The sequence below is a fragment of the Pseudomonas gingeri genome (genome assembly GCF_013386165.1).
Lineage (GTDB): Bacteria > Pseudomonadota > Gammaproteobacteria > Pseudomonadales > Pseudomonadaceae > Aquipseudomonas > Aquipseudomonas gingeri_C.
Genome location: NZ_JACAOS010000002.1, coordinates 162293 through 174636, shown reverse-complemented (window position 1 = coordinate 174636; position 12344 = coordinate 162293). Strand labels below are relative to the sequence as shown.

Annotated in this window: 10 protein-coding genes; 3 read left to right on the top strand and 7 right to left on the bottom strand. The window is 62.4% G+C overall.

The genetic code is table 11. The features are described 5' to 3' along the window. Nucleotides 1–7: 7 nt before the first annotated feature. Complete coding sequence (locus tag HX866_RS04575) at nucleotides 8–1030, bottom strand: AraC family transcriptional regulator (protein WP_177138255.1); 1023 nt, start codon at nucleotides 1028–1030, stop codon at nucleotides 8–10. Nucleotides 1031–1189: 159 nt separating this feature from the next. Between HX866_RS04575 and HX866_RS04570 the strand changes: the two genes are divergently transcribed. Both HX866_RS04570 and HX866_RS04565 read left to right on the top strand, forming a co-directional pair. Continuing rightward, nucleotides 1190–2371: an acetyl-CoA C-acyltransferase family protein gene (locus tag HX866_RS04570; RefSeq protein ID WP_177094335.1), complete on the top strand. Its 1182-nt coding sequence runs from the start codon at nucleotides 1190–1192 to the stop codon at nucleotides 2369–2371. Nucleotides 2372–2383: 12 nt separating this feature from the next. Next, nucleotides 2384–3238, top strand: a complete 855-nt coding sequence (locus tag HX866_RS04565; protein WP_177105944.1) for a 3-hydroxybutyryl-CoA dehydrogenase — start codon at nucleotides 2384–2386, stop codon at nucleotides 3236–3238. Between the two features lie 180 nt (nucleotides 3239–3418). On the opposite strand, the gene HX866_RS04560 is transcribed toward HX866_RS04565, so the two are convergent. Beyond that, nucleotides 3419–3769 carry a hypothetical protein gene (locus HX866_RS04560; RefSeq protein WP_177094331.1) on the bottom strand — a complete coding sequence of 117 codons (351 nt, stop codon included), beginning with the start codon at nucleotides 3767–3769 and terminating at the stop codon, nucleotides 3419–3421. Between the two features lie 206 nt (nucleotides 3770–3975). Between HX866_RS04560 and HX866_RS04555 the strand changes: the two genes are divergently transcribed. Continuing rightward, the gene (locus tag HX866_RS04555; RefSeq protein ID WP_177138254.1) at nucleotides 3976–5310 is read left to right on the top strand and encodes a serine hydrolase domain-containing protein; all 1335 of its coding nucleotides are present in this window, start codon (nucleotides 3976–3978) and stop codon (nucleotides 5308–5310) included. Between the two features lie 57 nt (nucleotides 5311–5367). Here HX866_RS04555 and HX866_RS04550 read toward each other — a convergent pair whose 3' ends face one another. The 5 genes from HX866_RS04550 to HX866_RS04530 all read right to left on the bottom strand — a co-directional run bounded on the left by HX866_RS04550 (nucleotide 5368) and on the right by HX866_RS04530 (nucleotide 12221). Continuing rightward, on the bottom strand, nucleotides 5368–6978 hold the full coding sequence (locus HX866_RS04550) for a GMC family oxidoreductase (RefSeq protein ID WP_177094327.1): 1611 nt from the start codon (nucleotides 6976–6978) through the stop codon (nucleotides 5368–5370). A 56-nt stretch (nucleotides 6979–7034) separates the two neighbouring features. Continuing rightward, a complete protein-coding gene (locus tag HX866_RS04545; protein ID WP_177105941.1) occupies nucleotides 7035–8252 on the bottom strand; it encodes a mandelate racemase/muconate lactonizing enzyme family protein in 1218 nt (405 codons plus the stop codon). A 1-nt stretch (nucleotide 8253) separates the two neighbouring features. Then, the gene (locus HX866_RS04540) at nucleotides 8254–9564 is read right to left on the bottom strand and encodes an MFS transporter (protein ID WP_177125032.1); all 1311 of its coding nucleotides are present in this window, start codon (nucleotides 9562–9564) and stop codon (nucleotides 8254–8256) included. Between the two features lie 165 nt (nucleotides 9565–9729). Then, entirely contained in the window at nucleotides 9730–11154 is a 1425-nt protein-coding gene (gene aldA / locus HX866_RS04535) for an aldehyde dehydrogenase (protein WP_177138253.1), read from the bottom strand. 119 nt (nucleotides 11155–11273) lie between these two features. Continuing rightward, nucleotides 11274–12221, bottom strand: a complete 948-nt coding sequence (locus HX866_RS04530; protein WP_177094320.1) for a LysR substrate-binding domain-containing protein — start codon at nucleotides 12219–12221, stop codon at nucleotides 11274–11276. Nucleotides 12222–12344 lie beyond the last annotated feature (123 nt).

Below are 12344 nucleotides of genomic sequence, written 5' to 3'. Positions count from 1 at the left end.
GAATCCGTCAGCGCTGTGCTGATCCCGGCGACCCACGCAAACGAAAACTCCCGGGGCTCTCCCCCGTCCACTGTTTGAAGGCGCGGTGAAAGGCGCTAGGTTCGCGAAAGCCGACCTCCTGGGCGATATCGGCGATGCTCATGCTGGTGCTGCGCAAACGCTCGAAGGCGATGGCCCGGCGCACCTCGTCCTTGATTTCCTGATAGGAAAAACCCTCACGCTGCAACGCCCGGCGCAGGCTGGCCAGGTGGATATCGAACTCCGCCGCGAGTTGTTCCAGGGTCGGCCAATGATCATAACCGCAGGCACGCAAGCGCTGGTGCACCCGGGCACTGAAGCCCTCGCGATTACGAAAACGGATAAACACCGACTGCGGCGCATCCCGTAAAAAGCTATAGAGCGACTTGCGATCCTGCAGCACCGGCAAGCGCAGGTATTCACGCTCGAATTCGATCTCGGTCACCGCCGCGTCGAACTCCACATAGGCGCCCCACAACAGGTGCTCGTCACCATGGGACGGGCGGGCATGGGCGAACCGTGCACGGCTGATGGGAATGCGTCGTCCGGCCAGCCAGCACATCAAGCCGACGATCAGGATCAGGAAGGTTTCGGTGATCACCGCTTGCAGGTATGGGTCCTGGGTTTCAGTGCGCATCACCACGACGACCCGCTTGCCACGGACCTGCACCTGGGCCTGGATGTCGCGCAGGAACAGAGCGAAATACTCCAACGACAGGCCCAGGGCCTTGCCCACGGTCGGTGCCTGGATCAGCCCCCGACAGATCAGGGCGAAGCTGCCGATGGGCATGCCGTGGGAATCAAAACCGAAAAACTCGTCGCCCAGTTCACCGATCACCGTCAGCCAGAGCTGCGCCAACAGCTTCGGCGCGACCCGCTCGCCCAGTTCGTCCAGGGAGCGCTCGGCAAAACCCGCAGCCTGCAACAACTCGGCAATGCGCTGCGGCTGGTCGAGAAAACGCACCAGCAGGGCTTTGATGAAATAGGACGACACCGAATGTTTTTCTTTCATGAATCCCAAGCTGCGTATGGCAAAAAGTCACAGGTTTACTGAGCAGTTTCGGCATAGGCCGAGTGGACGGGCACGTCCTAGACTTGCAGCACTGGATGCACTGCCTCCGTCCCTACAAAGATCAAGCACGCTGATCCTCACAATAATCAGGACTGCCCCATGTCAAAGCCCGAAGTGTATATCGTCAGCGCCGCTCGTACTGCCATCGGCACCTTCGGCGGCTCACTGAAAGACGTTCCCTTGAGCGAACTGGCCACCACCGCCGTCAAGGCCGCCCTGCAACGCAGCGACGTGGACCCGGCGCGGGTCGGCCATGTGGTGATGGGCAACGTGATCCCCACCGACACCCAGGACGCCTACCTGTCCCGGGTCGCCGCCATCAACGCCGGCATTCCCAAGGAAACCCCGGCCTACAACGTCAACCGCCTCTGCGGTTCGGGCTTGCAGGCCATTGTCTCAGCGGCGCAAACCCTGCTGCTGGGTGATGCCGACATCGCTATCGGTGCCGGCGCCGAATCCATGAGCCGTGGCCCTTACCTGCTGCCCTCGGCCCGTTGGGGGGCGCGCATGGGCAATGTCCAGGCCATCGACTACATGCTCGGCATTCTCCACGACCCGTTCCACGGGATCCACATGGGCATCACCGCCGAGAACATTGCCGAGCGCAACGGCATCACCCGGCAGATGCAGGACGCCCTGGCCGTGGAAGAACAAATGCGGGCCAGCCGCGCCATCGACGAAGGCCGTTTCACTTCGCAAATCGTCCCGGTGGAAGTGCGCAGCCGCAAGGGCACGCAACTGTTCAGTGTCGACGAGCACCCACGGGCCACTTCGCTGGAACAACTGGCGCAGATGAAAACCGCCTTCAAGAAGGACGGTACCGTCACCGCCGGCAACGCCTCGGGCCTGAATGACGGCGCCGCCGCCTTGCTTCTGGCCACTGGCGCCGCGCTGCAAAGCGACGGCCTGAAACCCCTGGCGCGCCTGGTGGCTTACGCCCATGCCGGTCTCGAACCGGAACTGATGGGCCTGGGCCCGATTCCCGCCACGCGCCTGGCCCTCAAGCGCGCCGGCCTGACCGTGGCCGACCTGGACGTGATCGAGGCCAACGTCGCCTTCGCCGCCCAGGCCTGCGCCGTCAGCCAGGAACTGGACTTCGACCCGGCCAAGGTCAATCCCAATGGCTCCGGCATTGCCCTGGGCCATCCGGTGGGCGCCACGGGCGCGATCATCGCCACCAAACTGATTCACGAACTGCATCGCACCGGCGGGCGCTACGGCCTGGCCACCATGTGCATCGGCGGCGGGCAAGGCATCGCCGTTATCTTCGAACGGGTTTAAGGACGACAGAACATGAGTATTCAACGTATCGCCGTGATCGGCGCCGGCATCATGGGCAACGGGATTGCCCAGGTCTGTGCGGTGGCCGGCCTTGAAGTGTCGCTGATCGACGTCTCGCAGCAGGCCCTGGAAAAAGGCCTGGCAACCCTGACCGGCAACCTTGACCGGCAAGTGCGCAAAGCCGTGATCAGCGCCGACGACAAGCAGGCGGCCCTCGGCCGTATCAGCCTGAGCAGCGACTATGCGGTGCTGGCCCGGGCTGAACTGGTGATCGAGGCGGCCACGGAAAACCTCGAACTGAAAAAACGCATTCTCCGGCAGGTGGCCGAAGTGGCCAGTGCCGAATGCATTATCGCCACCAACACCTCGTCGCTGTCGATCACCGAACTGGCGGCGGCCATCGACCAGCCCGGGCGTTTTATCGGCCTGCACTTCTTCAATCCGGTGCCGATGATGGGCCTGCTGGAAGTGATCCGTGGCCTGCAGACCAGCGATGCCACCCATGCCCAGGCCATGGCCCTGGCCGGGCAGATCGGCAAGACGGCGGTGACCGCCCGCAACCGTCCGGGTTTCGTGGTCAACCGCATCCTCTGCCCGATGATCAACGAAGCCATCTTCGTGCTTCAGGAGGACCTGGCCAGCGCCGAGGATATCGACGCCGGCATGCAGTTGGGCTGCAACCAGCCGATCGGCCCGCTGGCCCTGGCGGACCTGATCGGCCTGGACACCCTGCTGGCGATCATGGAAAGCCTGCATTCGGGCTTCGACGAACCCAAGTACCGTCCGGCGCAGTTACTCAAGGAAATGGTTGCTGCCGGATATCTGGGCCGTAAAAGCGGCCGCGGCTTCTACACCTACGAGCGCTGATCCAATTGCCCGCCCCCCCCTGTAGATGCCGTCTTGCGCGCTAACGCACAACAACGTTCGACTCGGTCCCTGTGTAGGAGCTGGCTTGCCAGCGATGGGGCCCTTGAGCCTTGCTGCGCGTGTCCGGACGCCATCGCCAGCAAGCTGGCGCCTACAGGGGCGGCGGTGTCGTCGGGGTAGTTACAGGCAGGTCGCTACCGCCGCCAGCCTTCTTGCGCCAATCGGCTTGCTGGCGGTCGCGTAGTAGTCGACCACCGTGTCCGCCCCTTCGCGACGCACATCGGCAAAGAACTCCGAACTCCGGGTATAAACGGTCGAACCGTTCTTGTAGCCCGGCTGCAGATAGGCTGCCGCATCCACACCGAACACCGCCTCTTCCTGCCAGGCAAACTGGATGCACTGGGCAACGACATTCTCGGCCTTGCTCGAAGTGAAGGTCTTGGTCGGCCCGGTGGTACGGGTCTGGTTCATGGCTGGCCCCGCGCATCCCGCCAACGCCACTACCGCCAAAGCCCCGATTAACATCCGCATGACCGTTCCCTGCCAAAAAAAGAAGCGACTTTAGCACTGTGGCCGGCCAATACGAATCACTCGTGCATGAAAGGCCTTGCGCCGCCCGGCGCAAGGGCTCCTCGACTTGAGCACATCCCCATTCCAGAGCCCCGCGACGTCGCGCCAACTTGCATAAACATACCTGGTTGTCCAAGCTCAGTCCCACTGACTCAAGGAAGGTTCACATGCTCAAGATGTCTTTCAGACAGGCACGAAGCCTACCCCTGCTGTTCGCCGTACTGGCCTGCCCCACGGCTTTCGCCGAGACGGCAGCGACCTTCCCGGATGCCGCCGCCAGCGATCCGGCGAAACTCGGCTGGATGATTGGCGCCCCACCTCCGGCCGATCGCATCCTGCGCTTCGAGGATGGCAGTTATTTCCGTTTTCCGGCGATGCGCTGGAGCGTCTCGCACTTTCGCCAGTTAATGCCCACCACCAGCGTATCCCGTGGTCTGGGAGCGCCTGTCGCGCTACCACAAGCCTTGCGCGGCGATATCGATGCGCTGAGTTTCACGCCCCTCGGCACACAAGCCCCGATGACCTGGGAACAGTCCCTGGCAGCGACCTATACCGACGGGATCGTGGTGCTGCATCGCGGCAAACTGGTGTACGAACGCTACCTCGGTTCATTGACCCCCCAAGGACAACACGCGGCGATGTCGGTGACCAAGTCGGTGGTCGGCACGGTGGGTGCAACACTGGTGGCCGAAGGGCTGATCGACGCCAACAAACACATCAAGGACTACGTACCGGAACTGGCAAAGTCGGCCTTTGGCAGTGCCACCGTGCGCCAGGTGCTCGACATGACCACGGCACTCGATTACAGCGAGGACTACAGCGATCCGAGCGCCGGCGTCTGGCTCCATGCACAGGCGGGCAACCCACTGCCAAAACCGGCGGATTACCAGGGGCCGCGCAACTACTACGAGTTCCTCGAAACGGTGCAGCCCGAGGGTGACCATGGCGGTGCATTTGCCTATAAGACCGTAAACACCGATGTCCTGGGCTGGGTCATTTCCCGGGCCACCGGGCATAACGTGGCGCAGGTACTGTCGGAGCGGATCTGGAGCAAGTTGGGCACGGAACAGGATGCGTATTTCACCGTGGACTCCATCGGTACGCCGTTTGCCGGGGGCGGATTGAATACCGGGTTACGGGACCTGGCGCGCTTTGGGGAGATGCTGCGCAACAATGGACAGGCCAATGGGCAGCAGATCGTGCCCAAGGTCGTGATCGAGGATATCCGCCGGGGTGCCGACAGGGGCGCGTTTGCCAAGGCCGGGTATTCGATGCTGCAAGGCTGGAGTTATCGCGACATGTGGTGGGTGACCCATAACGACCACGGGGCCTATATGGCCCGGGGCGTCCATGGCCAGCGGATCTATATCGATCCCAAGGCCGAGATGGTCATCGTGCGGTATGCCTCACACCCCGTGGCCGCGAACTCGGCCAACGATCCAGTGACCTTGCCGGCGTTCGAGGCGTTGGGGAATTTCCTGATGGCACCTCCACAGAAGTAACGCCCCCTCGCCCCCTGAGGACACGGGTTGGCCAGTGTCCTCAGGATCGGAGGTGACTCAGGCGTCCTCAAGAATCAGGTCCGCCCCCTTCTCCGCCACCATCAGCACCGCTGCGTGGGTATTACCCGAAGTCACGTTGGGGAAGATCGATGCATCGACTATCCGCAAGCCCTTCATCCCATGCACCTTCAGGCGCTTGTCGACCACCGACACCTGCGGGTCCGAGCCCATGGCGCAGGAACCGCACAGGTGATAGATCGACCCGCTGTTCTCGCGGAAATACTCCAGCATCGCCGCATCATCGTTCACCGCCTTGCCCGGCAACACTTCATCGACGGTGATCGCCCGCAACGCCGGTGCCTGCATGATCTTGCGAATCAGCCGGCTGCCCTGCAACACCTCGTCGATATCCTTCTCGGTGCTCAGGTAGTTAGGGTCGATCAGCGCCGCATCCGCCGGGTTCTTCGAGGCGATCCGCACGCTACCGCGACTGGTCGGCCGGCACGGGTTGAAGCACAGCAGGAAGCCCGAATAGGGTTCCGGCTTGAGACTGGCCTTGTTGCTCTTCGGAATCTGGTACGACAAGGGGTTGAAGTACATCTGCAGGTTCGGATGCGCCTGCTCTTCACTGCCACGAAAGAACCCACCGGCCTGGTTGACACTCATCGCCAACGCGCCCTTGCGGGTCAGCAGGTATTGCAGGCCCAGCTTGAGCTGGCCGAACAGCGAGCCCAGCTCATCGTTCAAGGTCGGGATATTGGCCTTGTAGTAGTAGCTCACGCACAGGTGGTCCTGCAGGTTCTGCCCCACCGCGGGCAAGTGCTTGACCACCGGCACCCGGTGTTCGCTCAACAGGCTCTGGTCGCCGACCCCGGACAGTTGCAGGATCTTCGGCGTATCCACCGCACCGGCGCAGAGGATCACTTCCTTGTTGGCTTTGAACGAGCGCGCCACGCCGTGCTGGTTGATGGAGATGCCGATGGCACGCAGGTCGTTGTCGAACAGCACCCGGTCCACCAGCGCATGGTGCTCCACGGTCAGGTTCGGCCGGCTCAGGGCCGGATGCAAATGGGCGAAGCTGCTGGAGCTGCGCTGGCCGTTGCGGGTGTTGACGTCATAGACCCCCGCGCCTTCGAACTTCGGCCCGTTGAAGTCGTCGCTGCGCTGATAACCCAACTGCTCGCAGCCTTCGAGAAACACATCGCAGATCGGATGCGTATGCCCCTGCATCGGCGTGATGCTGATCGGCCCGCTGCCACCGTGATATTCGGTATCGCCCAGGGGGTGATTTTCCAGCTTGCGGAAATACGGCAGCACGTCCTTGAACGCCCAACCATCATTGCCGTTGGCGGCCCAGTCATCGAAGTCATGGGCCTGGCCACGCACATAGACCATGGCGTTGATCGAGCCCGAGCCACCCTGGACCTTGCCCCGGGGGGCATAGATTTCCCGGTTGTGCAGTTGCTTCTGCGGCTGGCTGTAGTACATCCAGTTGAAGGTCGGGTTGTAATACATCTTGGCGAAACCGACCGGGATCTTGAACCAGAACGAAGCGTCCTTGCCGCCCGCTTCCAGTAACAGGACCGAGTATTTCCCCGAAGCCGACAGGCGGTTGGCGAGGATGCAACCGGCGGCGCCCGCGCCGGCGATGATGTAGTCGTATGTCATGCAGGTTACCGCTGATTCGTTGAAAACGCCGCCCTGTCCCAGGGCGGCAGGAGGGCTCAGCCTCTGGCCGGCGACGTGTCTTTCACATCGACGGGAGTCGGCGCCATTTGCAGGTGCAGCCGCTGTCCGGTGTAGGGCGTGTGCTTGCGCACCACGTCCATGTTCAGCTCGACCCCCAGGCCCGGCTCGGTCGACGGGATGATGTAGCCGTCTTCCCACTGCAGCGGCTTGGTCAGCACTTCGGCGTGGAAACCGCCCCAGGTCATGATGCTTTCCTGGATCAGGAAGTTCGGTGTGCAGGTCGCCAGTTGGAAGCTGGCCGCCGCGCCGATCGGGCCGTTGTACAGGTGCGGGGCGATCTGCGCGTAGTAGGCCTCGGCCATGCTGGCGATCTTCTTGGCTTCCAGCAGGCCGCCGCAACGCGCCACGTTCATCTGCAGGATCGACGCACCGCCGGCCTGCAACAGCTTGAAGAACTCGTACTTGGTGGTCAGCCGCTCGCCAGTGGCAATCGGGATCGTGGTCTTGGCGGCCACTTGCGCCATGGCGTCTTCCTGGCCTGGCGGCACCGGCTCTTCAAACCACAGCGGGTCGTACTTCTCCAGGCGCTTGGCCAGGCGAATCGCCGAGGACGGCACCATCTGCCCATGGGTACCGAACAGCAGGTCGCACTTGTCGCCCACCGCTTCGCGGATCTTGCGGCAGAAGGTTTCGCAACGCTCCAGCACTTCCAGGGAAATCTGGTGACCGGAATAGGCGGTGTAAGGCCCGGCCGGGTCGAATTTCACGGCGGTGAAACCGAGCTTCATGTTCTCGATGGCACACTCGGCCGCCAGGTCCGGGTCGTCGTAGTCGTACTCGCCCTTGCTGTTCACCGGGTACAGGTAGGTGTAGGAACGCAACCGCTCGTTGACCTTGCCGCCCAGCAGCTCATAGACCGGCTTGTTCGCCGCCTTGCCGATGATGTCCCAGCAGGCCATCTCCAGTCCGCTGACCACGCCCATCATGGTCAGGTCCGGACGCTGGGTGAAACCGCTGGAATAGGCCTGGCGGAAGAAGCGCTCGATATGGTGCGGATCCTGGTCCTGCAGGTAGCGCTCGAACACGTCCTCGATGATCGGCACCATGGCCTTGGGCCCGAAGGTGGCGGCATAGATCTCGCCGACGCCTTCAATACCGCAGTCGGTCTTGAGCTTGACGAACAGCCAGTACATGCCCCCGATGTGCGGCGGCGGTACGGCAACGATATGGGTTTCCAGGGAGACGATTTTCATCTCAGGCACCTGCCTTGTGGTTGGTCTTGAATTTATTCACCCGGGCACGCAATGCGAGGGCGGCCAGGGTGCCCAGCACGCCGATAAAGGCGATGTAGCCGAAATACAGCTGGTAGCCGAGGGTGCCGGGGTAGTTTTCGGTGAGGTAGCCGTTGATCAGCGGGATAAAGGTGTCCGGCAGGTAACCCACCACCGAGACAATGCCGATGGCCAGGCCGGTGATACGCAACGGCAGCTTGCAGGTGTCGAGGATCGCCCAGTACAGACCACGGATGGCGTAGGTCATCAGGCCGATGAAGATCACCGTGACCACCAGCACGCCGACACTGCCCAGCGAAGGGAAGACGATCAGTCCGAGGATCCCCAGGGTCGCCAGAATCAGGGCAACGATCAGCACCGAGACGTTGGAGAACTTGTCCCCCAGGTAGCCGCCGCCAATACCACCGATGGGACGCATCCACAACTTGATGGTGGTGATGGTCCCGGCCATGACCGCGGTCATGCCGTGGCCTTGCAGGTAGTCGGAGAAGCTGTAGGTCGCCCAGAAGATGTGATAACCGCAGAACACGATGGCGGTCACCAGCCACAGCTCGGGGATTTTCACCAGGGTAGCGAGGTCCTGCAGCAGGTTGCTCTTTTCTTGCTCCACGGCGCTTTCGCTGGCAGCGGACTTGGGATCCTTGAGCGACACCAGCACACAACCGATGGCGATACAGGTAAAGGAGTACAGGTAGACCACGTGCTTGAAGCCTTCGGTCGCCGACTCACCACGGGTTTCGGTGGCGTAGGCGAACAGCCCCAGGGCCACGGTGGCGAGCATCGCTTCCACCAGGCCGCGGCCGCCGTCGAGGATGCCGAAGAAACGCCCTTGCTCGGACTGCTCGGCAATCATCTTGACGCGCTTGAGCACCGAGGCCCAGAAGGTCAGGCCGGTGGTCAGGCCCCAGCAACCGAAGATGATCATCAACCCGGTCATGGACGGCGCGGTGGAGTACCAGATGCCCAACAGGCCGGTCGCCACCAACGAGAAGAAGATCAGGAAGCGTGGCGCCAGGCGATCCGCCAGCCAGCCGCTGGGCAGGTAGCTGAGCAGGAAGATCGTCCCGAGCATGGAGTACAGATAGCCCAACTCGCTGTGGTTGATGTGAAACACTTCGAGCATGGTGGTCTGGTAGACCTGGCGCAAGTAGAGGATCGGGTAGATCGCTCCGGCGGCCAGGACCAGCAACATCAGTTGGAAATAACGGCTGCCCTTGTCACTTTTGACGGACGTGGCGGCGGCGTGAACCTGGGCAATAGCAGGCTTGGACATGACGTGGGACCTCGGGCGATCCGCCAGTGTGCGGTCGCCCCTCTCTATCAATTGTTGTTATTAGGGGTAGCTGCAAGCCACGAGCCGTAAGCCACAAGCCAAAGGCCTGAACACCTACCACTTCCAACTTGCAGCTTGAAGCTCACAACTTGCAGCTGCTTTTCTTCAATACTTCATGACCACCAGTCGGGTCTGGGTGAATTCGAGCATGCCGTGCTTGCCGTCATCGCCGCCCAGGCCGGAGCGTTTCCAGCCGGCGTGGAAACCCTGGTAAGGGTCGGCCGGGGTCCGGTTGACGTACAGCTCGCCGGACTCGATGGCATTCGCCACTTTCATCGCCGTGCGGTAGTTCTCGGTATAGAGCACCGACGACAGGCCGAACTGGTGATCGTTGGCCATCGCCAGCGCCTCGTCGATATCACGGTACTTGAGCACCGGCAGGACCGGGCCGAAGATTTCTTCCTGGATGATCTCCATGTCCTGGCGGCAACCGCTGAGCAGGGTCGGCGGGTAGAAATGCCCGGGACCTTGCGGGATCACACCGCCGGTCTCCAGCACCGCACCCGCAGCCACGGCACGTTCGACCATGGCGTGGATGTTGCGCCGCGAACTGGCATTGACCAGCGGGCCCATCAGGCTGGCGTCCACCGCGCGGTCGCCAAACCGTACCGCGCTGATTTTCTCCTTGAGCAGCGCGAGGAAACGCTCGTACACGCTTTCCTGGACATAGACCCGCTCCACCGCCGTGCACAACTGCCCGCAGTGGGTGGTCTTGGACGCTACGATGGCGCTGGCGGCCGCTTCCAGGTCGGCATCGGCCTCGATGATCGCCGGGGTCTTGCCGCCCAGTTCCAGGGACGGCTTGGCGATATTGGCCTTGCAGTAGTCGAGCACGATACGCCCGGCGTTGACGCTACCGGTCAGGGTGATCAGACCGACGGCCTTGTGGGTACAGACGCTGGCGGCGGTGTCGTGGTCCATGGTGAGGATATTCAACACCCCGGCAGGCAGACTCGATTGCTGCACGGCCCGGGCGATGGCAAACGCCGAGATCGGTGTGTTATTGCTCGGACGGACCACCACGGTGTTGCCGGCGATCAGCGCGGGAGCGATCTTGCGCAGCAGGGTGTAGACCGGGTAGTTGAACGGGATCAGGCAGGCGACGACGCCGATGGGCTCGCGCTGCAGAAACAGGTTTTCGTCCGGGGTGTCGCTGGGAATGATCTCGCCTTCGATACGCCGCGCCCATTCGGCGTGATAGCGGGTGATCTGCGCCGCATAACGGGCTTCGTTGCTGGCGTCGGCGACGCTCTTGCCGGACTCTGCCGCCAGGGCCTGGCCGATATCTTCGGCCTGGGCTTCAAGGGCGTCGGCAAAACTGCGCAGGTGCTCGGCGCGCTGGATACTGGTGAGCTTGCCCCAGATCCTCTGGGCGGCGTCGGCGACGTCGACGGCCTGGATCGCCTCTGCGGCGGTGGCGGCCGGCACGTGGTCGATCAAGGCTTCGGTGGCCGGGTTATAGACTGCGATCCGGGCAGTGCCGGTGGGCTCGACGAATTGACCGTTAACAAAGTTGCGCTGGGAAGACATGTACTGGTTCTCGTACTTTTCTTATCTGAGAAGCCAGCAGTCTTGTCATCCGGCGCGGGATGAACAAACGATTAATTCAGGCGGCAAACATTCAAAAAATGCAGGTTACCGCCTGGCCTTCAGATAACCGGCATCAGCGCCGCCGTGGACGGCTCCAGGTGCCGCCGCGCCAGCTCCAGTTCTTCCTGCAACCACTGGCTGAAAATCTGCAACTGGGGAATCTGTGTCTGCTCCTGGCGTGTCACCAGCCAATAGGACTGGTGCCCATCCACGTGCACGTTGAGCACCTGGGTCAACTGCCCGCTGGCCAGCTCGCCGGCCACCATGTGCCAGTCGGCGATGGTGATGCCCAGGCCGTCGACGGCGGCACCGATCGCCAGGTCCAGCAGGTCGAACTCATAACCGCTCAGGGTATCGACACCACTGATGCGCGCCGCGTCCAGCCAGTGTTTCCAGGTCAGGTAACGCTGGTCTTCCTTGGCCAGCACATGCAGCAGGGTCAGGCGATTCAGGTCGATCTCTTCCTGCCCGCTCAGTTCGCGGGCATACAGGCTCGGCGAACAGACGGCGATATGCCGCTCATGCATCAGCAGCGAGCTGTCCAGGCCATCCCATTCACCGTCGCCAAAGCGGATCGCGCAATCCAGGGTACTGGTTTCGGCCAGGCTGTCCTGCAGGCGCGTGGTGATGCTCAACTCCAGCCCCGGGTGCTGCTGGCGCAGGCGCCCCAGGCGTGGCAGCAACCAGCGACTGGTAAAGGTCGGCGGCGCATTGATGCGCAGGCGGTTGGCGTGGTTCTTCTCCTGGATGCCGCGCACGGTCATCTCGATCTTGTCGAAGGACTGATGCAGCGCACGCAGCAGGACACGCCCGGCAGTGGTCAATTCAAGGTGGTGATGACGGCGCTCCAGCAGGCTTTCGCCCAGTTGCTCCTCAAGCTGACGGACCTGGCGGCTGACGGCGCTCTGGGTCACGTTCAGCAGCTCGGCAGCACGGGTAAAACTGCCGGTGCTACCAGCGACTTCGAAGGCTTTGAGCGCATTGAGCGCGGGCATTTTGCGTTTCAAGAAAAGACACTCACCAAGGGCCGGACAGTGCCAAGCATCGCATGGTGCCGGGGGTGGGTAACATTCCTTTTTGTCTATCGTCCTACAAAATAACCCTGCCGGCGACGACGCCCCCCCTGTAGG